Below are 23,125 nucleotides of genomic sequence, written 5' to 3'. Positions count from 1 at the left end.
TATGTACACGATATTTTTATAAGAATCGTATTGAAGATAAATAAAAAACGTTCCTTACAAAGTGTAAGAAACGTTGATTTCATCGTATTTACTACCGATGATATAGATACCGGTGGCCGGGGTCGAACCGGCACTCCGTGAGGAACACGATTTTGAGTCGTGCGCGTCTGCCAATTCCGCCACACCGGCATGATCATTAAAGAGCGCAACTTATAATAAATAAAAAATGGTGCCGAGGGCCGGACTTGAACCGGCACGGTAGTCACCTACCGCAGGATTTTAAGTCCTGTGTGTCTGCCAATTCCACCACCCCGGCAGTCTTTTCAAAAAAGGCGACACCCGGATTTGAACCGGGGATAAAGGTTTTGCAGACCTCTGCCTTACCACTTGGCTATGCCGCCATAATTGGAGCGGAAGACGGGATTCGAACCCGCGACCCCCACCTTGGCAAGGTGGTGTTCTACCACTGAACTACTTCCGCATATCAACTGGGCTAGCTGGATTCGAACCAACGCATGACGGAGTCAAAGTCCGTTGCCTTACCGCTTGGCTATAGCCCAATAATAAAATGGGGCGATTGATGGGAATCGAACCCACGAGTGCCAGAGCCACAATCTGGTGCGTTAACCACTTCGCCACAACCGCCATAAATGTTATGAATCATATAATTGGCAGGGGCAGTAGGAATCGAACCCACACCGGAGGTTTTGGAGACCTCTGTTCTACCGTTAAACTATGCCCCTATGAAAATAAAAATGGTGGAGGGGGGCGGATTCGAACCGCCGAACCCGGAGGGAGCGGATTTACAGTCCGCCGCGTTTAGCCACTTCGCTACCCCTCCACATTTGAAAAACAGTGCCGGCAAGAGGACTTGAACCCCCAACCTACTGATTACAAGTCAGTTGCTCTACCAATTGAGCTACACCGGCAAATAGTGGTGGCTCGGGACGGAATCGAACCGCCGACACACGGATTTTCAGTCCGTTGCTCTACCAACTGAGCTACCGAGCCAAGTATTCTTTTTAAAAAATGGCGGTCCGGACGGGACTCGAACCCGCGACCTCCTGCGTGACAGGCAGGCATTCTAACCAACTGAACTACCGGACCAATAAAGAGAAATTTGGTTGCGGGGGCAGGATTTGAACCTGCGACCTTCGGGTTATGAGCCCGACGAGCTACCGAACTGCTCCACCCCGCGACGATATAAAAGATATGGTGGAGGATGACGGGCTCGAACCGCCGACCCTCTGCTTGTAAGGCAGATGCTCTCCCAGCTGAGCTAATCCTCCGAATAAAATGCTGGTATGTATTTCTATAAAAATGGTGACCCGTACGGGATTCGAACCCGTGTTACCGCCGTGAAAGGGCGGTGTCTTAACCGCTTGACCAACGGGCCCTTTATTATGTAAATTGTGGCGGAGAGCAAGGGATTCGAACCCTTGAGACGGGGTTACCGCCTACACGATTTCCAATCGTGCTCCTTCGGCCACTCGGACAGCTCTCCAAATTGGCTCCGCAGGTAGGATTCGAACCTACGACCGATCGGTTAACAGCCGATAGCTCTACCACTGAGCTACTGCGGAATGAAGAAAGCCTGGCGATGTCCTACTCTCACAGGGGGAAACCCCCAACTACCATCGGCGCTGAAGAGCTTAACTTCCGTGTTCGGTATGGGAACGGGTGTGACCTCTTCGCCATCATCACCAGACAATTTAGTGACAAAAGATATTATACTATGTATTACAAATAAATCAAGAGATATTTCAAAAAATGTTCTCTCAAAACTAGATAACAATGTTCATTTTTCACATTAGAATATAGGTTAAGTCCTCGATCTATTAGTATCTGTCAGCTCCACGTGTCACCACGCTTCCACCTCAGACCTATCAACCTGATCATCTTTCAGGGATCTTACTTCCTTGCGGAATGGGAAATCTCATCTTGAGGGGGGCTTCATGCTTAGATGCTTTCAGCACTTATCCCGTCCGCACATAGCTACCCAGCGATGCCCTTGGCAGAACAACTGGTACACCAGCGGTGCGTCCATCCCGGTCCTCTCGTACTAAGGACAGCTCCTCTCAAATTTCCTGCGCCCGCGACGGATAGGGACCGAACTGTCTCACGACGTTCTGAACCCAGCTCGCGTACCGCTTTAATGGGCGAACAGCCCAACCCTTGGGACCGACTACAGCCCCAGGATGCGATGAGCCGACATCGAGGTGCCAAACCTCCCCGTCGATGTGGACTCTTGGGGGAGATAAGCCTGTTATCCCCGGGGTAGCTTTTATCCGTTGAGCGATGGCCCTTCCATGCGGAACCACCGGATCACTAAGCCCGACTTTCGTCCCTGCTCGACTTGTAGGTCTCGCAGTCAAGCTCCCTTGTGCCTTTACACTCTGCGAATGATTTCCAACCATTCTGAGGGAACCTTTGGGCGCCTCCGTTACATTTTAGGAGGCGACCGCCCCAGTCAAACTGCCCACCTGACACTGTCTCCCTGCCCGATAAGGGCAGCGGGTTAGAAGGTCAATACAGCCAGGGTAGTATCCCACCGATGCCTCCACCGAAGCTAGCGCTCCGGTTTCCAAGGCTCCTACCTATCCTGTACAAGCTGTACCAACATTCAATATCAGGCTGCAGTAAAGCTCCACGGGGTCTTTCCGTCCTGTCGCGGGTAACCTGCATCTTCACAGGTACTATAATTTCACCGAGTCTCTCGTTGAGACAGTGCCCAGATCGTTGCGCCTTTCGTGCGGGTCGGAACTTACCCGACAAGGAATTTCGCTACCTTAGGACCGTTATAGTTACGGCCGCCGTTTACTGGGGCTTCAATTCGCACCTTCGCTTACGCTAAGCGCTCCTCTTAACCTTCCAGCACCGGGCAGGCGTCAGCCCCTATACTTCGCCTTACGGCTTCGCAGAGACCTGTGTTTTTGCTAAACAGTCGCCTGGGCCTATTCACTGCGGCTTCTCGGGGCTTTAACACCCTAAGAAGCACCCCTTCTCCCGAAGTTACGGGGTCATTTTGCCGAGTTCCTTAACGAGAGTTCTCTCGATCACCTTAGGATTCTCTCCTCGCCTACCTGTGTCGGTTTGCGGTACGGGCACCTCTCACCTCGCTAGAGGCTTTTCTTGGCAGTGTGGAATCAGGAACTTCGCTACTAAATTTCGCTCGCCATCACAGCTCAGCCTTCACGGGAAACGGATTTGCCTATTTCCCAGCCTAACTGCTTGGACGCGGATATCCAATACCGCGCTTACCCTATCCTCCTGCGTCCCCCCATTGCTCAAATGGTGAGGAGGTGGTACAGGAATATCAACCTGTTGTCCATCGCCTACGCCTTTCGGCCTCGGCTTAGGTCCCGACTAACCCTGAGCGGACGAGCCTTCCTCAGGAAACCTTAGGCATTCGGTGGACGGGATTCTCACCCGTCTTTCGCTACTCATACCGGCATTCTCACTTCTAAGCGCTCCACCAGTCCTTCCGGTCTGACTTCACTGCACTTAGAACGCTCTCCTACCACTGTTCGTAAGAACAGTCCGCAGCTTCGGTGATACGTTTAGCCCCGGTACATTTTCGGCGCAGAGTCACTCGACCAGTGAGCTATTACGCACTCTTTAAATGGTGGCTGCTTCTAAGCCAACATCCTGGTTGTCTAAGCAACTCCACATCCTTTTCCACTTAACGTATACTTTGGGACCTTAGCTGGCGGTCTGGGCTGTTTCCCTTTCGACTACGGATCTTATCACTCGCAGTCTGACTCCCAAGGATAAGTCATCGGCATTCGGAGTTTGACTGAATTCGGTAACCCGGTAGGGGCCCCTAGTCCAATCAGTGCTCTACCTCCGAGACTCTTACCTTGAGGCTAGCCCTAAAGCTATTTCGGAGAGAACCAGCTATCTCCAGGTTCGATTGGCATTTCACCCCTACCCACACCTCATCCCCGCACTTTTCAACGTGCGTGGGTTCGGGCCTCCATTCAGTGTTACCTGAACTTCACCCTGGACATGGGTAGATCACCTGGTTTCGGGTCTACGACCACGTACTCATGCGCCCTATTCAGACTCGCTTTCGCTGCGGCTCCGCATCTTCTGCTTAACCTTGCACGGGATCGTAACTCGCCGGTTCATTCTACAAAAGGCACGCCATCACCCGTTAACGGGCTCTGACTACTTGTAGGCACACGGTTTCAGGATCTATTTCACTCCCCTTCCGGGGTGCTTTTCACCTTTCCCTCACGGTACTGGTTCACTATCGGTCACTAGGGAGTATTTAGCCTTGGGAGATGGTCCTCCCGGATTCCGACGGAATTTCACGTGTTCCGCCGTACTCAGGATCCACTCTGGAGAGAACAACATTTCAGTTACAGGGCTGTTACCTTCTTTGGCGGGCCTTTCCAGACCTCTTCGCTTATATCGTTCCTTTGTAACTCCGTATAGAGTGTCCTACAACCCCAAGAGGCAAGCCTCTTGGTTTGGGCTGTTCCCGTTTCGCTCGCCGCTACTCAGGGAATCGCATTTGCTTTCTCTTCCTCCGGGTACTTAGATGTTTCAGTTCCCCGGGTATGCCTTCTCATACTCTATGTATTCAAGTATGGATACTACTCCATTACGAGCAGTGGGTTTCCCCATTCGGAAATCTCCGGATCAAAGCTTGCTTACAGCTCCCCGAAGCATATCGGTGTTCGTCCCGTCCTTCATCGGCTCCTAGTGCCAAGGCATCCACCGTGCGCCCTTTCTAACTTAACCATTTCTTACTTTAGAAAGAATCACTATGTGTGATGAACTTTGCATTGCATTCAATGTGAATGTATTACTTATTGTTATCTAGTTTTCAAAGAACAATCCTGTCTCGCTAGAGACATGTTTGAAGGAATGATCCTTCAAAACTAAACAAGACGAAAAACGTACGCTGCTCCATATATCCTTAGAAAGGAGGTGATCCAGCCGCACCTTCCGATACGGCTACCTTGTTACGACTTCACCCCAATCATCTGCCCCACCTTCGGCGGCTGGCTCCATAAAGGTTACCTCACCGACTTCGGGTGTTGCAAACTCTCGTGGTGTGACGGGCGGTGTGTACAAGGCCCGGGAACGTATTCACCGCGGCATGCTGATCCGCGATTACTAGCGATTCCAGCTTCACGCAGTCGAGTTGCAGACTGCGATCCGAACTGAGAACAGATTTGTGGGATTGGCTAAACCTTGCGGTCTCGCAGCCCTTTGTTCTGTCCATTGTAGCACGTGTGTAGCCCAGGTCATAAGGGGCATGATGATTTGACGTCATCCCCACCTTCCTCCGGTTTGTCACCGGCAGTCACCTTAGAGTGCCCAACTGAATGCTGGCAACTAAGATCAAGGGTTGCGCTCGTTGCGGGACTTAACCCAACATCTCACGACACGAGCTGACGACAACCATGCACCACCTGTCACTCTGTCCCCGAAGGGAAAGCCCTATCTCTAGGGTTGTCAGAGGATGTCAAGACCTGGTAAGGTTCTTCGCGTTGCTTCGAATTAAACCACATGCTCCACCGCTTGTGCGGGCCCCCGTCAATTCCTTTGAGTTTCAGTCTTGCGACCGTACTCCCCAGGCGGAGTGCTTAATGCGTTAGCTGCAGCACTAAGGGGCGGAAACCCCCTAACACTTAGCACTCATCGTTTACGGCGTGGACTACCAGGGTATCTAATCCTGTTCGCTCCCCACGCTTTCGCTCCTCAGCGTCAGTTACAGACCAGAGAGTCGCCTTCGCCACTGGTGTTCCTCCACATCTCTACGCATTTCACCGCTACACGTGGAATTCCACTCTCCTCTTCTGCACTCAAGTTTCCCAGTTTCCAATGACCCTCCCCGGTTGAGCCGGGGGCTTTCACATCAGACTTAAGAAACCGCCTGCGAGCCCTTTACGCCCAATAATTCCGGACAACGCTTGCCACCTACGTATTACCGCGGCTGCTGGCACGTAGTTAGCCGTGGCTTTCTGGTTAGGTACCGTCAAGGTGCAAGCAGTTACTCTTGCACTTGTTCTTCCCTAACAACAGAGCTTTACGATCCGAAAACCTTCATCACTCACGCGGCGTTGCTCCGTCAGACTTTCGTCCATTGCGGAAGATTCCCTACTGCTGCCTCCCGTAGGAGTCTGGGCCGTGTCTCAGTCCCAGTGTGGCCGATCACCCTCTCAGGTCGGCTACGCATCGTCGCCTTGGTGAGCCGTTACCTCACCAACTAGCTAATGCGCCGCGGGTCCATCTGTAAGTGACAGCCGAAACCGTCTTTCATCCTTGAACCATGCGGTTCAAGGAACTATCCGGTATTAGCTCCGGTTTCCCGGAGTTATCCCAGTCTTACAGGCAGGTTACCCACGTGTTACTCACCCGTCCGCCGCTAACATCCGGGAGCAAGCTCCCTTCTGTCCGCTCGACTTGCATGTATTAGGCACGCCGCCAGCGTTCGTCCTGAGCCAGGATCAAACTCTCCGAGGTATGCAGGATGCATATCACACATGCGTTGCTACACGATGTAGCGAACTTAGCATGTGATCATTTCCTGCCTCGTCAGCGTTTGACTGACTACCTATGATCTATCATAGGATTTTTTTATAAAAACTCGAATTAACAGGTACGTTTTGTCTTGTTTAGTTTTCAAAGATCATCTTCATTGTCGCTCAGAGGCGACTTTCTTAATATAACATTCGAGCACCGTGTGCGTCAAGTGTTTTTTTGAACTTCTTTTTGTCAGCTTTTCTTTCAAAGCAACTCAGTTGCTCATTAGCGACGTTTAATAATATACCATCATAATATTCATGCGTCAATATCTTTTTTAACAAAATATCCTCGATGATAGATTTTTTGCCCCTTCGTCTCAATTGGCTCTACTAGCACAATTCCTTTTTCCACAAAGAAATCAATCATCACACTAAGATCAGGCGTGAAATGTTTGAGATCAGGATGTGCAAGAAGCTCGCCAAACAGCCAAATATCCTGCTGTTCCATGACATGACGCAAATGAGCCGCACCAATTTCTGCTTTTGAATGAATCAAGAAATCATTCGCTAGGAATAAAAGTTCTAACCGCTTATGAAGACTTTCGTGGCTTTCAATCAACTCTGAATAAAGTTTATATACTTCCGGTTCCATATGTCGTACTTGGTTCCAAACGGTCACTTCTGGGTGGAAGCCTTTATCAATCACTTCAATACGCGCCAGATGATGCAGGGCATGCACAATGGAATTATATGCATCGAGGAATTGATTTGATTCAAAAAATGCTTTTCCTTCTATATATCTTCGAATGAGCTTGCCATATTCTAAACCAATTTTGAGCTTGCGGTTAGAAAACGGGAATGTACTCAGTTCATCAATCAAGTTGAAAATATATTCATTTCGATCAAACAGGACTTTTCCGTTTAAAATCCAATCAATAATCCGTCTGTTGGTACCTAAGGTAATCCATTCCTTCAACTGATCATCTGTGACAACATTTAAAGAAGCTGTTTGGTGACCGGATTCATAGTGCTTAATAAATAACGGTTCTTCCGCATCCTTTACGATGACTAGAAGCGCTGCATCAAAGTTATCCGTCTCAGAAGATACTTTATGTCTTCTTTCTACTATAATCACAGCTAATGTATCTGGATGACTTGCTCTCTCTTGATAAATAGGACGGAGAAGATTTTCCATAGTGATTCCTCCAATACTCGGGTGTAAGGTTCTTCTCTAATGCTATGTATTTCTCCTCATAGAATCAAAATTCCTTCAATACATGAAAAAAGATCGTTGAATCATTATAAGCAATTTATTCACAAAACTCTATAACTAATTCAAACAGAAAGGTAAAATGTGCTATATTGGAGATAAGGGGGACTAGGGATGGCGAAATACTCCAGTAAGATTAATAAAATCAGAACATTTGCACTTAGTTTGGTTTTTGTTGGTTTTTTGATCATGTATATCGGTGTGTTCTTCAAGGAATCGGTCTGGCTGTCGACCTTCTTTATGCTACTCGGCGTGTTATCGATTGGTTTGAGTACAGCCGTTTACTTTTGGATCGGTATGCTTTCTACGAAGGCAGTCCGTGTCGTATGTCCAGGCTGTGAGAAGGAAACAAAAGTGCTTGGGCGAGTGGACATGTGCATGCATTGCAGAGAGCCACTTACACTCGATCCAGCATTAGAAGGCAAAGAGTTTGATGAATCCTACAATCGAAAAAAGTCATAAAAATAAGCTGACCATTCAACTGGTCAGCTTTTTCATTAATGATTTTCTTTTTTTGCACATTCTTGACAAGTGCCATAGATCTCCAAGCGATGATGACTTACTGTAAAGCCTGTCACATGGGATGCAAGCTGTTCTACTTCATCAAGGCCAGGATAGTGAAAGTCCACAATCTTTCCGCAGTTTTCACAAATCGCATGGTAATGGTCAGATGTCGCAAAATCAAATCGGCTTGAGGAATCCCCATACGTTAATTCTTTTACTAATCCAGATTCCCGGAAGACTCGTAAATTGTTGTAAACCGTTGCTACACTCATATTAGGAAATTTTCCTTCAAGTGCCTTATATATATCGTCCGCGGTTGGGTGTGTCATAGAATTTACGAGAAACTCCAAGATGGCATGGCGCTGCGGAGTAATTCGAACACCGGTTTCTTTTAGAGCATCTAAAGCGTCTTTTAGTTCGTGAGCAGCCATTTCATCATGCACCTCTCTTTTCAAAAATATTCTTATATTATAATCTTTATAAATAGTGTACCCCCAGAGCCGAAACTTTGTCAATTACAATCCTCTTTTTTACCTATTCTTCTATACAAAAAAGACCGGCACGACTGCCGATCTCATCACGTCAACATATTAAGCGTGAGCTTTCAGTTCCTCAAGCGCTTCTTCCACATGATCTTTCACCTTTACTTTACGCCACTCTTTCACAAGCTTTCCTTCTTTATTAATAAGAAACGTTGAGCGTTCAATTCCCATGTATTCCTTACCAAAGTTCTTTTTCAGCTTCCATACACCGAAAGCTTCAGACAATTTTTGTTCGTCATCTACAAGAAGCAGGAAAGGTAAGTCATGTTTTTCTTTAAACTTTTGGTGCTTGTCTTGACCGTCTGGGCTTACGCCGATAATCACAGCATCTAATTCCGCAAAGCTTTGATGGCGGTCACGGAAATCACAGGCTTCCGTTGTACACCCTGGCGTCATATCTTTTGGATAAAAATAAAGGACAATGTGTTTCCCTTTAAAATCAGAGAGCTTTACTTTCTCTCCATTATCACCGAGTAATTCAATATCAGGTACTTGCTGCCCCACTTCGATTGTCATGATACAATCCCTCCAACCTATTTTTTCATTAGCCTATCCAATTTCGAGAAGATATTCAACTAAGGACGCTTGCATCGGCATGTTAAAATAATGATAGACGACGTGATACGTTGAGATAGGAGGCTATTTATGAAATTCACCGAATCAGAAAAATTACACCAAGAGGCGCTGGAGCATATTGTTGGAGGGGTTAACAGCCCATCTCGTTCATATAAAGCAGTGGGCGGCGGGTCACCTGTTGCAATGGAAAAAGGCGAAGGCGCTTATTTTTGGGATGTTGACGGAAACCGTTATATCGACTATTTGGCAGCATACGGTCCAATTATTACGGGACATGCTCATCCTCATATTACAAAAGCCATCACGAAAGCAGCCGAGACGGGTGTCCTTTACGGAACACCAACGAAGCATGAAGTTACTTTTGCTAAGATGCTGAAGGAAGCGATGCCTGCTTTGGATAAAGTTCGTTTTGTCAATTCAGGTACAGAAGCTGTGATGACGACAATCCGTGTCGCTCGCGCTTATACAGGTAGAACAAAGATCATTAAGTTTGCCGGATGTTACCACGGTCATTCTGATCTTGTGCTAGTTGCGGCTGGCTCTGGACCTTCCACTTTAGGAACACCAGATTCAGCGGGCGTGCCTAAAAGTATTGCAAATGAAGTCATTACCGTTCCATTCAACGATATAGACAACTACAAAGAAGCATTAGACCGCTGGGGTGATGAAGTAGCAGCTGTTCTTGTTGAGCCCATTGTCGGAAACTTTGGCATCGTAGAGCCTAAAGACGGTTTCCTGCAGCAGGTTAATGACCTGACTCATGAAAAAGGGGCTCTAGTCATTTATGATGAAGTCATTACAGCTTTCCGCTTTATGTATGGTGGTGCACAGGACTTGCTTCAAATAAAACCTGACCTCACTGCATTAGGTAAAATTATCGGCGGCGGTCTTCCAATCGGCGCTTACGGCGGCAAAAAAGAAATTATGGAGCAAGTCGCCCCGCTTGGACCAGCCTATCAAGCTGGTACGATGGCAGGAAATCCCGCCTCCATCCTTTCTGGTATTGCATGCTTGGAAGTGTTAAAAGAAGACGGAGTCTACGAACGTCTGGATCAGCTCGGGGCCATGTTAGAAGAGGGAATTTTAGCCCACGCAAAAAAACATCAAGTAGATATTACAGTGAATCGCTTAAAAGGTGCTCTCACCATTTATTTTACAAAGGAAACGATTGTGAACTACGAGCAGGCTGAAAATACGGATGGTGAAATGTTCGCCCGTTTCTTTAAATTCATGCTCGCACAAGGTATTAACCTCGCTCCTTCTAAATATGAAGCGTGGTTCTTAACCATTGCGCATACTGAAAATGATATTTCTGAAACGCTCAAAGCAGTAGATCATGCGTTTGAACAACTGAAACAATCATAATGAAGAGAAAAACAGACGTAAATTCATGCGTCTGTTTTTTTATTTACCAGCTCTTGATTGTCAAAAGCGAGTGAATCTGTTACATTTTTTCTCAATACCTTCTTTTGATGTTTTCATGAACTTTCAAAAATCACTTGAATATTTCGGAAGACCGCTGTATATTACTTAGTTGTTTCATCAAAATATTTATGATATATGACAAGTGGTCATCTATTATCGAAAAGAAAGGAATGCAGGGACAAAACCAATGAAACTTGGAGCCCGTATTTTAAAAACTGGTATTGCCATTGTACTCGCGCTTTACCTGGCAACATGGCTTGGGTTGCCGACACCCGTCTTCGCGGGAATTGCAGCTGTATTTGCTATCCAGCCATCTATTTATCGATCATTTTTAACGATTGTTGATCAAGTGCAAGCCAATATTATTGGAGCAGCACTTGCCATTACGTTCGGTCTGCTTTTTGGCACAGGACCCGTCATCATCGGCTTAACTGCCGTCATGGTCATTGCGATTAATTTAAAGCTGAAGATTGAACACACGATTCCGATTGCACTCGTAACCGTCATCGCGATTTTAGAAAGTGCAGGGGATCATTTCCTTTCCTTTGCCTTAATTCGAACAGCAACTGTGGTGTTAGGCGTACTTTCTTCATTTTTAGTGAATTTGATTTTCCTGCCGCCAAAGTATGAAACAAAGCTTGTTCATCACATTATGGAAAATACGGAGGAGATTTTAAAATGGATCCGTCTGAGCTCCAGACAGTCAACTGATCATTCCACTTTAAAGGATGACATCGATCAAATAAAAGAACGCATGATCAAATTAGATCACATTTACTTGTTATACAAAGAAGAACGAAGCTATTTAAAGAAAACAACTTATGTCAAATCTAGAAAGCTTGTTTTATTCAGACAGGCAATCATGACGTCTAATCGAGCGCTGTACTTGCTGAAAAAGCTTCATAAGTTAGAAAATGAAATTCATTTGATGCCAGAGCATTTCAGAGAGAGCTTAACAGATGAGATTGATTATTTGCTTTATTGGCATGAACGTACCTTGATGAAGTTTGTTGGAAAAATGAAACCGCAGGACGATGATTTTCAGAATGAATGCTCTCTTCGTCTTGAAGCATTAACGAAATCATTTATTCAGCACCAGCAAAATCAAGAAAACAACTTGCTGGATTACAATATGCTGAATGTGATGTCGAGTATTATTGAATACCGTGATGAATTGGAGCATCTAGATACTTTGATTACAAGCTTCCAAACGTATCACCCAAAAGATAGTGAGATTGAGACAGAAGAAAAAGAAGCTTAAATAGAAAAGACCGATTCTTAGAATCGGTCTTATTTTATTTTCTTCATTTTAGGATCAAGGGTGTCTCTTAATCCATCTCCCATCAAGTTAAAGCCAAGAACCGTCAGCATAATCGCAATCCCCGGGAAAAATAAAGTCCATGGCGCTTGTACGAGATAAGGTCTCGCATCTGCAAGCATTTTCCCCCACTCTGGACTTGGCGCTTGTGCACCTAATCCTAAAAATCCTAAAGCCGCCGCTTCAATAATGGCAGTACCAATCGCAAGCGTCGCTTGAACGATGACCGGCACCATACTATTTGGCAGAATGTGACGAAGAACAATGCGGCGGTGTGACATCCCAACTGCTTTTGCTGCTAAAACATATTCTTCTTGCTTAATGCTCAGCACCTTTGAACGAACCAGCCGCCCAAAAGTCGGGACGTTAATAATCGCTATGGCAATAAGGGCATTTTGTAAGGAAGGGCCTAAGATGGAAACGATCGCAATCGCTAATAGAATGCTAGGAAAAGCGAGTAAAATATCAAATAGTCTTGAGATGACAGCATCCAGCAATCTGCCGCCGTAACCTGCCATCAATCCAAGCAATGTCCCTAAAATAACCGACCCGAGAACGGAGAAGAAACCCACCCATAATGAAATCCGAGCTCCATGCACGACTCTAGAAAATATGTCTCTCCCGAAATCATCCGTACCAAACCAATGTGCAGCCGAAGGGGCACTAAATCGTTCGCCTAGTGACTGCTCGTTGATTCCATAAGGAGCAATGAGCGGTGCAAAGATTGCTAGGATAAGAAATAAAAAGACAATCACAGTGCCAATGACCGCCAGCTTGTGCTGAAAGAACAGTTTCATCGATTCAAGAATCAGTGATTGAGAGCGTTCTTCCTTTTGTTCAGGTGCTTGAAGCTCTTTTTGCGCTTCCATGTCGTCACTCTCCCTTCTCTAGTATTTAATCCTCGGATCAATGACTGCATACAAGATATCCACAATGAAATTGATCAGCACAAATATGAGCGCAACAACAAGAATGCCAGTTTGAATGACAGGATAATCACGATAGCTAATGGCATCGTAAATATATCGCCCAATTCCCGGCCAAGCAAAGATCGTTTCTGTTAGAATGGCTCCGCCTAGCAAGAGACCTGTTTGAAGACCAATAATCGTTAAAATCGGAATGAGCGCATTTTTCAGCCCATGCTGATAAATGATAAAAAATGAACGTACCCCTTTTGCTTTTGCTGTTCGAATAAAATCTGAATGAAGAACTTCCAGCATACTTGCCCTTGTAATCCTTGCAATAATCGCAGCAGGAATCGTTGCGAGAGCGGTACTTGGTAAAATTAAATGCTTGATGCTGTCAAAAAATTGATCAAATCGTCCTTGCAAAATCGTGTCCAGCGTATGGATATAGGTGATCGACTCTACCGGATTTCTGACGTTTTCTCGTCCTGTAGTCGGCAAAATACCTAATTCAATCGAGAATAGCCATTGTCCCATTAAGCCTAACCAGAAAATCGGCATGGACACCCCAATGAGCGCAATAAACATGGCCACATAATCAAAGAAAGAATGTTTAAACCACGCACTAATGATTCCGGCATTCACACCGACAATAATCGCCAGCAACATAGCGAAGAAAGTCAATTCTAATGTAGCAAATAAGTAAGGCTTCATTTCCTGGGCAATAGCCGCTCCTGTTCGTATGGAAGTCCCTAGATCGCCTTTTAAAAGCCCCAGCATGTAGTGACCATATTGAACGTACCACGGCTGGTCTAAACCAAGCTGAATCGTCAATTGCTCTACTGCTTCTTTCGTTGCCCGCTGTCCTAAGATGACCTGCGCCGGATTTCCAGGGATAAACCGAATAATAGAAAATACAACTAAGGTCATTCCGATCAGTACTGGAATGAGCATTCCTGCTCGCTTCATACAATAAGCAAACAAACAGCTTTCACCGCCTTTTCATTGTTTGGATAAGGGAGATCGAACGATCTCCCTTATTTGCTTATTCGAAATATACGTCAGTCAATGCTTCGGAACCAGTCGGATGCGGCTGGTAGCCTTTTAAATCTTTAGATGCAGCAAGCATTGGAATTGAATGGACTAATGGAATCCAAGGCGCTTCATCATGAATGATTTCTTGAGCTTCTTGATATAATTCATTTCGCTTCTTTTGATCCGTATCGGTCTGCGCTTCAATGAGGATGTCATGCATTTTATCGTTTTGGAAGAATGTATAGTTGTTGCCGCCAATACTGTCTTTATCTAATAATGTATAGATGAAATTATCAGGATCGCCATTGTCCCCTGTCCATCCTAATAAGAACACATCTGCTTCGCCTTTACTTGCTTTATCTAAATAAGTCGCCCAATCATATGTGACGATTTCGGCTTTGACACCAACTTTTTCAAAGTTTGACTGAATGACTTCAGCTACCTTCATCCCGTCTGGCATATATGGACGCGGCACAGGCATTGCCCAAAGCTTGATGCGAAAACCGTCAGGGAAGCCTGCCTCTTTCAATAGTTCTTTTGCTTTTTCCGGATCATATGGATATGGCTCAATCTCGTCATTGTAGCCTTCTAATGACGGAGGAAGTGGATTTTTTGCTGGTTCAGCAAGCCCTCCATAAAACGACTCGATGATTGATTCTTTATCAACTGCATAATTGAGTGCCTGACGAACCAACTTGTTATCAAGCGGCTTTCTAGTCACTGTCAACCCGATATAACCTACGTTCATGGATGGTCTTTCAATCAACTGGAGCGCTTTGTCTGTTTTAATGCCATCTAAATCGGACGGATTGACGCCATCCATTAAGTCGATTTCGCCTGTTTTAAGCGCATTTAAACGAGCAGAGTTTTCAGGAATAGAGCGGAAGATGATTTGTTTCAGTTTTGGTTTATCTTTTTGCCAGTAATCTTCGTTCTTTTCTAAGACAATACGATCGTTCTGCTTCCATTCTTTAAACTTAAATGGTCCTGTGCCCACTGGGTTTTCTCTAAATGAATCACCGCTTTTTTCAACTGCTGCAGGACTAGCGATACCAAATGGTGACATGGCGATGTTTTTCAGAAATGTTGCTTGCGGGCGTTTGAGTTGAAATTCAATTTCATGCTCTCCTTTGACGATGATGTCTTTAATGACATGCCCTTTATCTTTTTTATAGCCGCCAAACATGCCGTAGTAAGGAAATTTTTCGGCATCTCCATTCATCCAGCGGTCAAAGTTGAATTTTACAGCTTCTGCATTAAAGTCTGTGCCATCGTGAAATTTCACACCTTCTCTTAAGTAGAACGTGTACGATTTTCCGTCCTTTGCAACATCCCATTCTGTTGCGAGGCCCGGATGGATGGTCGTGTCTTTTTCACCGTAATTCAAAAGCTTTTCAAACATATTCTCTGTGACCTTGAAGGTTTCGCCTTCTGTTGTTGTAATCGGATCAAGTGACGTAGAGTCCCCTCCTCTGCCGAATACGAGAGTGTCTTTTGTGGCTTTTTCTTCTGATGTTGATGAAGATGAACAGCCCCCTAAAAATAACGCAAGTGCTAGCACAAGAATGAAACTACTGAATAACCATGTCTTCTTCATTGTGTTCCTCCTTTTGATATAAATAGCACGCAGCTGCATGACCTGTTTCCTCCTCATACAAAGGCGGAACAGCTTGCAAGCATTGCGCCCACCTTTTTGGACATCTTTTATAGAAAGGACAGCCATCTTCTGACAACAAGGTGGATTCTTCTGCTGACACATCCTGCGTTTCCAGCACGTGATCCATATGTGGAATGGATGTCAGAAGAAGCGATGTATAAGGATGAAGCGGCTTGTGAAAGACGGCCTCCGCAGGACCCATTTCTACAATACGGCCAGCGTACATCACTGCAATTCGGTCGCTCATATACTTGACAACGCCTAGATCGTGAGAAATAAACAAGTACGTCAGAGAAAGCGTCTTTTGCAATTCGAGCATTAAATTCAAAATTTGCGCTTGAACCGATACATCTAAAGCGGAAACTGGCTCATCGGCAATCACAAGACTTGGATGAGTAATCAGTGCCCTAGCAATTCCAATACGCTGCCTCTGGCCGCCGCTGAATTGGTGCGCATATCGATCTCCATAGGATGGGTCAAACCCAACAATGTGCAGCATCTCTTTTACCCGCTTTTGTCTTTCTGCTTTTGTTCCATGTTTATGAACAATGAGCGGTTCTTCTAAAATGTCTTTGATTTTCATTCGTGGATTTAAGGAAGCGTATGGATCTTGGAAAATCATTTGAATGTCTTTTCTGAAGGAACGCATGTCTCGTTCTTTAAGAAGCATCACTTCTTTTCCTTTCATTTGGATTGAGCCAGAAGTCGGTTCGATTAATCTCATTAAGCTTTTGCCAAGGGTTGATTTCCCGCAGCCAGATTCGCCCACAATGCCGAGCGTCTCTCCTTCTTTCATGTGAAAGGACACTTGATTTAAAGCCAAAGTCGTCTGTTTGTGTTTAGAAAAAAATGCCGATGTGTCATAACGCTTCGTCAGTTGATTCACTTGCAAGAGTGGGTGATTCAGTGTCTTCTCCTCCTTCCATTAGAAAACATGCGACGCGGTGATTGTGTGAAATGGATTGTAAAGATGGGTCTTTTTCAAGACATTGCGTCATTTGATATGGACAGCGTGGTGCAAATTGACAACCGGACCGAATAGCTCCTGGCTTAGGTACATGACCCGCAATGGACATGAGTTTTTCTTTTTTCTCTTTAAATGATGGAACAGAGGCGAAAAGACCTTTCGTGTAGGGATGGAGAGGTTTTTGGAAAATACGGTCAACGGTTCCTTCTTCTACGATTCGACCGGCATACATAATCATGACACGCTGGCATATTTGCCGCACGACGCCTAAATCATGAGTAATAAATAAAATAGCGGTGTCCATCTCTTCATTTAACTTTTTGAGCAAACGAAGAATTTGTGCTTGGATGGTGACATCAAGTGCAGTCGTTGGTTCATCTGCAATCATGAGCTTTGGGTGACACAGCATCGCCATCGCAATCATCACACGCTGACGCATGCCGCCCGATAGTTCATGTGGATATTTTTTGAGTAATGACGCTGCTTGTTTCAGGCCTACCGTTTGAAGCAAATCTACTGCCTTCACTTTTGCTTCTTTTTGGCTGATGGCCTGATGTGTGAAAAGGGCTTCTGTCATTTGCTTGCCGATGGTCATGAGTGGATTGAGAGAAGTCATGGGTTCCTGGAAAATCATTGAGATGTCATTCCCTCTGACCTCTCGCCATTGTTTCTCCGAAAGTGACAGCAGGTTTTGACCTTCAAATTGTATGTGACCTGTTGTTTCTGTTTGGTGATTCAGCCCCATTAAAGACATCGATGTGATGCTTTTCCCGCAGCCAGATTCGCCCACAATACCTAAGGTTTCTCCTTTTTGAATAGAGAATGAGATGTCATGGACGATCGGCACTCTCTGCTTTTTTTGCTGAAAGGCAATGGACAGCTGTTTGACATCTAGCAATACTTCTTGTTCTTTCACATCTTCACCACCCCGTCATACTTTTTAAAATTGTATTGAGACAAGCTGGGAAATATGTCATGTTTTTGACAAGCATAAAAAAGCCTATCCGCTAGAATCGGATAGGCTTCTACTAATTTAATGTTTGAATGGTAAATAGATGGCGATAGTGGCTGTCTCGGTTCATTAATTCTTCATGTGTTCCTTTTTCCACAATCTCGCCTTGTTCCATGACCACAATGAGGTCCGCATGTGTAATCGTTGATAAACGGTGCGCAACTATAAAAGTTGTGCGATCTTTTGCCAGCTTTTGCATCGCTTCTTGAATGTAATGTTCACTTTCTAAATCAAGTGCAGACGTCGCTTCGTCTAAAATAAGCAGCGGTGGATTTTTAAGAAATACCCTTGCAATTGAAATTCGTTGTTTTTGACCGCCTGATAGCTTTACGCCACGTTCTCCTACTTTCGTGTCATATCCTTCAGGAAGAGACATGATAAAATCATGCGCATTAGCCGCTTTGGCAGCCGACACAATTTTCTCAAAGGATGCTTCCGGGTCTCCCACAGCGATATTTTCTTTTATGGTGTCACTGAATAAGAATGTATCTTGGAGCACCATTCCGACTTGATTACGCAGGCTTCTTGCCTTGTACTCTTTAATATCAATGCCGTCAATTTCGAGTGATCCGCTTGTAACATCATAAAATCTTGGAATTAAGCTGACGAGTGTCGACTTCCCTCCGCCGCTCATTCCTACAAGCGCAACAGTTTGACCTTTTTCTACTTTCAAGGAGATATTGTGTAAAATCTCTTCCTGTGTATGTTCGTAACGGAACGTCACATCTTTAAATTCTACCTCTCCTTTTAAGTGATTGGCTTCTTTTGCATTGGGCTTGTCTGTTACTTCATACGGTTCATCAATAAACTCAAAAATACGATCCATTGAGGCTACTGACTGAGTTAAAGTCGTCGATGAGTTAATGAGACGACGAATCGGGTTGTACATCCGGTCAATGTAGCCGACAAAGGCAATCATTGTCCCAATTGAAAGCGACCCGTTAATGACGGTATAGCCAGCAAAAGCAATGATGAGCAGCGGCGCAATGTCTGTGATCGTATTGACGACGGCGAATGTTTTGGCATTCCAATTCGTATGATTGATCGCTTTGTTTAAGAAATTTTTATTTTCATCGTGAAAATTCTCTTGTTCGTATTCTTCAATCGCAAAGCTGCGAATGACAGGCATTCCTTGTACTCGCTCATGCAGGTGCCCTTGTACCTCAGCGAGTGCCTGCGACCGCTCTTTTGTCAGTTTGCGAAGCCGTCCGTAAAAATACTTCACTGCTAACGCATACAGCGGAAAAATAATGACAGACACAATGGTGAGTTTAAGATCCAGTGTACACATAATGGCTATCACAATCAGGACGGTCATCAAATCAAGCCAAATGTTCATAAGCCCTGTGATGACAAATTCCTTTGTTTGCTCCACATCGTTGATGACCCTTGAAATAATTTCCCCTGTTCTCGTGTTGGCGTAATAACGAAGGCTTAGCTTTTGAATGTGCGAGAACAGTTTTTCCCGAATATCAAATAATACTTTACTGCCTGTCCACTGCGCATAGTATTGTCTGTAGTACTCAACAGGCGGTCTCATCACTAAAAATAATACAAGCATGATTCCCATAATAATAAAGAGAGTGGATGTTTTTTCTTCAGCCGATCCAGAGCCTTGAATGACATCATCAATGACATACTTTAAAAGCAGAGGCAATGTTAAGGGGATCGAGAACTTAATCATTCCGATCACCATTGTCAATGCAATCTGTTTTTTATACGGTGTTACAAAAGCCATGTAACGTTTTATGACCCCCATGTAAATCTCCTTCCCAATCTATCAGTGCCTCTTATCCGTACGCAGTCAAAAACCTGTTGGCTTTGAAAAGCCAAACAGGTTTTAGCTGCTGTTACTTATTTTGTATAACGCAAAAAACGTTCATACCACATATCCACAAATTCTGGAGCAAACGGTCCCTTCCGCTGGTGAATCCAATGCAGTAATGTATTTAGATGCTCTCGTAAGATACTATCGATTTCTTTTGGATAATTCATCTGCCTCTTATGATCTGCATATTCATCCTCATCCAAAATATTATACGTCATGTCCGGAAAGACTTTGACATCTAAGTCGTAATCAATATACTTAATCGCCTCTTCATCTGTCGCAAAAGGAGAGCTGATGTTGCAGTAATAATACACCCCATCATCTCGAAGCATCCCAATGACATTAAACCATTGTTTTGCATGAAAATAGCAAATAGCCGGTTCTCTTGTCATCCATGTTCGGCCATCGGATTCAGTCACCATTGTTCGATCGTTTGCACCAATGATACACAATTCCGTTGCTTTCAGAATGGTGGTTTCATTCCAAATCCTGTGGATCAAGCCATTATGTTTATAGCTTTGAATTTGGATGGTTTCTCCTTCCTTGGGATAGCCCATATTTTCTCCCCTACTTTCTATAACAAACAAACCTAACAGTCCAAAGACCTAATTTCCCAACTAAACATGTCTCTATTATATTATACCGTTACATCATTAAAAAATGAAATGAAAAAGCCATTCAACCCAATTGAACGGCACACTCTTTTACATCACGGTTGAGCTCTTCTCCATTTGTTTATACGAATTGATGACTTGTTTAGTCTGTTTTGTAAATAGTGTCTGGACTTTTTGCAGTTCCTCTCGTTTCTGTTTGATTTGATCATGAAGCTTATGCCGCTCTTCCTTTTTTTCACCTTGCAGCAATTGTTTTTCTGTCTCTAAGTACAGATCAAGTTCTCCTTGTACATCGAGCAGCTGATCCATAAGCTGCATTTGTTCTTTGACAAGCTGATCGAAATCAGACATCTAACTCCTCCCTTTCCTTCGATTCCACTTTTTGTATCTATACCATTTCTTGAAAGAAGGAAGAAGTCCTTTGACTGTTTATGTAGAGGTTTTACAGGTTTTGTCGGATGGTGGAAAGAGGCAAAAAGAAAAGCACTTCATTCGTAGATGAAGTGCTTCCCTTTGTTTCAGTGATTAGCTGTTTTGTTGTTTGTTTTGCTCAGCTTTTTGGTTGTATTTTTTTACGTGCTGTGCGTCAGTCTCGCTAGCAAATTCAGTGCCATATTGACCGCCTTGTGCAGCAGCTTGGTTTTGTTTTTTCACTTGTTGTGCGTTTGTTTTGTTTTGTTGTTTATCCATCATTATCACCTCCACGCACATTAATTTGTGCAGAAGGTGTACATCTTATTCATCATTTTTTTAAACAAGCAAAGAACGTCCGCCATCGACGATAATCGTCTGTCCTCTAATCATATCTGCTTTGCCTGATACAAGGAATTCTACACTGTCGACCATGTCTTTAATTTCCACCATACGGCCTGCTGGTGTATTTTTCTTAGCGTCTTCTAATAACTCTTCACGATTTGGGAAGTGCTTGAGTGCATCTGTATCAATGGCGCCGCCTGATACGGCATTTACGACGATATTTTTTTGTGACAGCTCAACGGATAGGTAGCGTGTCAAAGCTTCTAGTGCTGCTTTAGATACACCGACCACCGTGTAGTTTTCAAGGTAGCGAATAGAGCCTAGTGAGCTAATGCTGACGATATGTCCGCCGCCGTTTTTCTCCATTAATTTGGCTGCTTCTTGTCCGCAGAATAACAAGGCCTTCGCATTGATATTCATGGTCCAGTCCCAATGATTTTCTTCAAGATCCATGATTGGGCGCTGAACGCCAGATGCCGCATTGTTCACAAATACGTCTAAACGGCCAAACGTTTCGTCAATTTGCTGGAACATGTCTTTGATTTTCTCTGGCTGACCAACGTTGGCTTTGACAACTAATGTTTTAACACCCATCGCTTCAATTTCTTCAGCTGTTTCAAGTGCTGCTTTTTTGCTTCTTGCATAGTTAATGACAATGTCATATCCTTTTTCAGCCAGGCGAAGGGCTACTTCTTTCCCGACACCTCTACTGCTGCCTGTAATTAGTGCACATTTACGCTTGTTCATTATGGTTCATCTCCTGATTTGAATAGTTTTCGTCCATTCGCTTCACACTAATAGGAAAGTTCCTATTAGGAGGTTACATTCATGTATGTCGGACGCGATTTAAGCCAGCTTGGCATGATGTCAAAGGATCAATGGAAAGATACTGAGCTTGCTTTTTTTCATCATGCTTTCCAACAAATTTTACCTTATTTAAACGAAGAAGGGCAATCTAAGTATCGAGAAATCATTTCTGAAATTGAAAACCGCGGGGGTCTGCACCGAAATGAAGCCGATTATACCCATGGTACAACGGTTAAATATGACTAGGCTGTTCAAGTGCCATCTTCCATATTTTTTGATGTGAGACTGGCAAAGCATATGCCTCAAATTCTTCTGTTGTGACTTTTTTCAGCATCGTGTCATCAGATACAGAGGTCACACGTCCAAAGAAAACAGAAATATTCCAGATGAGGTGGGTAAATACATGTTGAATGGTGCCTTCTAAATCACCAAGTTCTGCTTGTACACCCGCTTCCTCTTTTAAGAAATCAATCAGCTGCTCTTTTTCCGTTTTTCTTCCCTTCATTGTTTCCATGTTTGGGAACTCCCATAAATTCGCAAGCAGACCTGTACTTGGACGTTTATGAATATAAAGATGGCCTGCATCGTCAAATAGCACCGCTGCTGCCATTGATTTCGCAGTCGGCTTTTTCTTTTTACTTTTCACCGGCAGCTCATGCTGAACGCCTTCCTCCAGTGCTGAGCAATGCATGTTTACAGGACAAATGAGGCATGCAGGAGAGGTTGGGGTGCAAATAAGTGCACCTAGCTCCATTAGCCCTTGATTGAATTCTGACGGCTTTTCCCGGGAAATGAGCTGATCAACCGCAAATTCGAAAATGTTTCTCGTTTTTGGTTTTGCAATATCATCCCATATGGACAAGATACGGGAAATGACCCTCATCACGTTGCCGTCTACCGCAGGGTATGGCTTGTTATAAGCGATACTCAGCACTGCGCCGCTCGTATACGGACCTACACCTTTCAGCTTTGAAAATTGCTCTTTCGTATCAGGGACAACGCCCTCGTAGGATTCATATACTTCTTTCACAGCAGCCTGTAAATTACGCACTCTTGAGTAGTAGCCAAGACCTTCCCATGCTTTCATGACCTTTTCTTCATCAGCTAGTGCGAGATCTTTCACCGTCGGGAATTGCTCCATAAACCGATTGAAGTACGGAATGACCGTATCCACTCTCGTTTGCTGAAGCATCACTTCTGATACCCAGACGCGGTATGGATCTTGATTTTCACGCCATGGAAGTGTCCGTTGTTCTTTTTCATACCAATCGATTAAATCATACTGAAAGCCCGCAATATCTTTGCGGTCCAGCTTTTCTTGAATGTCTTTCATCTCTATACTCCTTCTTATCGAACCGAGAGCTAACGTTCTGAAAAGAACCTTATTTGTTGTATACTGTTTGTAGATACGTTAACATGTTACATTA

General features: G+C 44.5%; 17 protein-coding genes, 16 tRNA genes, 3 rRNA genes and 1 pseudogene. 4 read left to right on the top strand and 33 right to left on the bottom strand.

Going from position 1 to position 23,125, the window contains the following annotated elements; all coding sequences use genetic code 11:
* Positions 1-107: 107 nt before the first annotated feature.
* The 20 genes from NST09_RS04475 to NST09_RS04380 all read right to left on the bottom strand — a co-directional run bounded on the left by NST09_RS04475 (position 108) and on the right by NST09_RS04380 (position 7,677).
* A tRNA-Leu gene (locus NST09_RS04475) sits at positions 108-189 on the bottom strand.
* Positions 190-227: 38 nt separating this feature from the next.
* Positions 228-316 (bottom strand) — tRNA-Leu (locus tag NST09_RS04470).
* A 14-nt stretch (positions 317-330) separates the two neighbouring features.
* Positions 331-401, bottom strand: a tRNA-Cys gene (locus tag NST09_RS04465).
* Between the two features lie 5 nt (positions 402-406).
* Positions 407-481: transfer RNA gene (locus tag NST09_RS04460), tRNA-Gly, on the bottom strand.
* A 7-nt stretch (positions 482-488) separates the two neighbouring features.
* Positions 489-560, bottom strand: a tRNA-Gln gene (locus NST09_RS04455).
* 9 nt (positions 561-569) lie between these two features.
* Positions 570-645 (bottom strand) — tRNA-His (locus tag NST09_RS04450).
* A gap of 24 nt (positions 646-669) precedes the next feature.
* Positions 670-743: transfer RNA gene (locus NST09_RS04445), tRNA-Trp, on the bottom strand.
* 13 nt (positions 744-756) lie between these two features.
* Positions 757-841, bottom strand: a tRNA-Tyr gene (locus NST09_RS04440).
* Positions 842-856: 15 nt separating this feature from the next.
* Positions 857-929, bottom strand: a tRNA-Thr gene (locus NST09_RS04435).
* 6 nt (positions 930-935) lie between these two features.
* Positions 936-1,011 (bottom strand) — tRNA-Phe (locus NST09_RS04430).
* A 19-nt stretch (positions 1,012-1,030) separates the two neighbouring features.
* Positions 1,031-1,107: transfer RNA gene (locus NST09_RS04425), tRNA-Asp, on the bottom strand.
* Positions 1,108-1,121: 14 nt separating this feature from the next.
* Positions 1,122-1,198, bottom strand: a tRNA-Met gene (locus NST09_RS04420).
* Between the two features lie 15 nt (positions 1,199-1,213).
* A tRNA-Val gene (locus NST09_RS04415) sits at positions 1,214-1,289 on the bottom strand.
* Positions 1,290-1,321: 32 nt separating this feature from the next.
* Positions 1,322-1,396 (bottom strand) — tRNA-Glu (locus NST09_RS04410).
* 17 nt (positions 1,397-1,413) lie between these two features.
* Positions 1,414-1,504: transfer RNA gene (locus NST09_RS04405), tRNA-Ser, on the bottom strand.
* Positions 1,505-1,508: 4 nt separating this feature from the next.
* Positions 1,509-1,583 (bottom strand) — tRNA-Asn (locus tag NST09_RS04400).
* 9 nt (positions 1,584-1,592) lie between these two features.
* Positions 1,593-1,708 (bottom strand): 5S ribosomal RNA (rrf, locus tag NST09_RS04395).
* A 110-nt stretch (positions 1,709-1,818) separates the two neighbouring features.
* Positions 1,819-4,749 (bottom strand): 23S ribosomal RNA (locus tag NST09_RS04390).
* Between the two features lie 182 nt (positions 4,750-4,931).
* Positions 4,932-6,480 (bottom strand): 16S ribosomal RNA (locus NST09_RS04385).
* Together the 16S, 23S and 5S rRNA genes with 16 tRNA genes alongside form the textbook arrangement of a ribosomal RNA operon.
* A gap of 318 nt (positions 6,481-6,798) precedes the next feature.
* A complete protein-coding gene (locus NST09_RS04380; RefSeq protein WP_017358856.1) occupies positions 6,799-7,677 on the bottom strand; it encodes a nucleotidyltransferase-like protein in 879 nt (292 codons plus the stop codon).
* A gap of 189 nt (positions 7,678-7,866) precedes the next feature.
* On the opposite strand from NST09_RS04380, the gene NST09_RS04375 reads away from it, so the two are divergent.
* Positions 7,867-8,214: a YgzB family protein gene (locus NST09_RS04375; RefSeq protein WP_007496750.1), complete on the top strand. Its 348-nt coding sequence runs from the start codon at positions 7,867-7,869 to the stop codon at positions 8,212-8,214.
* A gap of 35 nt (positions 8,215-8,249) precedes the next feature.
* On the opposite strand, the gene perR is transcribed toward NST09_RS04375, so the two are convergent.
* Positions 8,250-8,687, bottom strand: a complete 438-nt coding sequence (gene perR / locus NST09_RS04370) for a peroxide-responsive transcriptional repressor PerR (protein ID WP_003217782.1) — start codon at positions 8,685-8,687, stop codon at positions 8,250-8,252.
* A gap of 159 nt (positions 8,688-8,846) precedes the next feature.
* Positions 8,847-9,314 (bottom strand): thioredoxin-dependent thiol peroxidase, encoded by a 468-nt coding sequence (gene bcp / locus NST09_RS04365; protein ID WP_007496746.1) that lies wholly within the window; start codon positions 9,312-9,314, stop codon positions 8,847-8,849.
* 129 nt (positions 9,315-9,443) lie between these two features.
* Here bcp and NST09_RS04360 point away from each other — a divergent pair, with 129 nt between their 5' ends.
* Together NST09_RS04360 and NST09_RS04355 are read left to right on the top strand one after the other, a co-directional pair.
* The gene (locus NST09_RS04360) at positions 9,444-10,739 is read left to right on the top strand and encodes a glutamate-1-semialdehyde 2,1-aminomutase (protein ID WP_342493384.1); all 1,296 of its coding nucleotides are present in this window, start codon (positions 9,444-9,446) and stop codon (positions 10,737-10,739) included.
* A 247-nt stretch (positions 10,740-10,986) separates the two neighbouring features.
* Positions 10,987-12,060 carry an aromatic acid exporter family protein gene (locus tag NST09_RS04355; protein ID WP_116307679.1) on the top strand — a complete coding sequence of 358 codons (1,074 nt, stop codon included), beginning with the start codon at positions 10,987-10,989 and terminating at the stop codon, positions 12,058-12,060.
* Positions 12,061-12,089: 29 nt separating this feature from the next.
* On the opposite strand, the gene NST09_RS04350 is transcribed toward NST09_RS04355, so the two are convergent.
* The 10 genes and pseudogenes from NST09_RS04350 to fabL form a co-directional block, all read right to left on the bottom strand.
* Positions 12,090-12,986 carry an ABC transporter permease gene (locus NST09_RS04350; protein WP_008341942.1) on the bottom strand — a complete coding sequence of 299 codons (897 nt, stop codon included), beginning with the start codon at positions 12,984-12,986 and terminating at the stop codon, positions 12,090-12,092.
* Between the two features lie 18 nt (positions 12,987-13,004).
* On the bottom strand, positions 13,005-14,006 hold the full coding sequence (locus NST09_RS04345) for an ABC transporter permease (RefSeq protein WP_017358852.1): 1,002 nt from the start codon (positions 14,004-14,006) through the stop codon (positions 13,005-13,007).
* A gap of 61 nt (positions 14,007-14,067) precedes the next feature.
* Positions 14,068-15,654 (bottom strand): ABC transporter substrate-binding protein, encoded by a 1,587-nt coding sequence (locus tag NST09_RS04340; protein WP_096881158.1) that lies wholly within the window; start codon positions 15,652-15,654, stop codon positions 14,068-14,070.
* Complete coding sequence (locus NST09_RS04335; RefSeq protein ID WP_342493383.1) at positions 15,629-16,606, bottom strand: ABC transporter ATP-binding protein; 978 nt, start codon at positions 16,604-16,606, stop codon at positions 15,629-15,631. Before NST09_RS04335 ends, NST09_RS04340 begins: the two co-directional genes overlap by 26 nt.
* The gene (locus tag NST09_RS04330; RefSeq protein ID WP_342493382.1) at positions 16,575-17,597 is read right to left on the bottom strand and encodes an ABC transporter ATP-binding protein; all 1,023 of its coding nucleotides are present in this window, start codon (positions 17,595-17,597) and stop codon (positions 16,575-16,577) included. The genes NST09_RS04335 and NST09_RS04330 overlap by 32 nt, the downstream gene beginning before the upstream one ends.
* Before the next feature lie 112 nt (positions 17,598-17,709).
* Entirely contained in the window at positions 17,710-19,452 is a 1,743-nt protein-coding gene (locus NST09_RS04325; RefSeq protein ID WP_041090773.1) for an ABC transporter ATP-binding protein, read from the bottom strand.
* A 95-nt stretch (positions 19,453-19,547) separates the two neighbouring features.
* Positions 19,548-20,078, bottom strand: a complete 531-nt coding sequence (locus tag NST09_RS04320; protein ID WP_008341956.1) for a DUF402 domain-containing protein — start codon at positions 20,076-20,078, stop codon at positions 19,548-19,550.
* A gap of 147 nt (positions 20,079-20,225) precedes the next feature.
* Positions 20,226-20,486, bottom strand: a complete 261-nt coding sequence (locus NST09_RS04315) for a YgaB family protein (protein ID WP_035391255.1) — start codon at positions 20,484-20,486, stop codon at positions 20,226-20,228.
* A gap of 174 nt (positions 20,487-20,660) precedes the next feature.
* A pseudogene (locus tag NST09_RS04310) lies at positions 20,661-20,810 on the bottom strand (gamma-type small acid-soluble spore protein); the annotation flags it as partial.
* Between the two features lie 75 nt (positions 20,811-20,885).
* Positions 20,886-21,638 carry an enoyl-[acyl-carrier-protein] reductase FabL gene (gene fabL / locus NST09_RS04305; protein WP_007496726.1) on the bottom strand — a complete coding sequence of 251 codons (753 nt, stop codon included), beginning with the start codon at positions 21,636-21,638 and terminating at the stop codon, positions 20,886-20,888.
* An 81-nt stretch (positions 21,639-21,719) separates the two neighbouring features.
* Between fabL and NST09_RS04300 the strand changes: the two genes are divergently transcribed.
* On the top strand, positions 21,720-21,944 hold the full coding sequence (locus tag NST09_RS04300) for a hypothetical protein (protein ID WP_008341962.1): 225 nt from the start codon (positions 21,720-21,722) through the stop codon (positions 21,942-21,944).
* Here NST09_RS04300 and mutY read toward each other — a convergent pair.
* Positions 21,931-23,031 (bottom strand): A/G-specific adenine glycosylase, encoded by a 1,101-nt coding sequence (gene mutY, locus NST09_RS04295; protein WP_212339201.1) that lies wholly within the window; start codon positions 23,029-23,031, stop codon positions 21,931-21,933. The genes NST09_RS04300 and mutY overlap by 14 nt on opposite strands.
* Positions 23,032-23,125 lie beyond the last annotated feature (94 nt).

This window comes from Bacillus sp. FSL W7-1346, from assembly GCF_038593335.1.
In the GTDB taxonomy this organism is placed as follows: domain Bacteria; phylum Bacillota; class Bacilli; order Bacillales; family Bacillaceae; genus Bacillus; species Bacillus altitudinis.
This window is presented reverse-complemented; position numbering and strand designations above follow the sequence as displayed.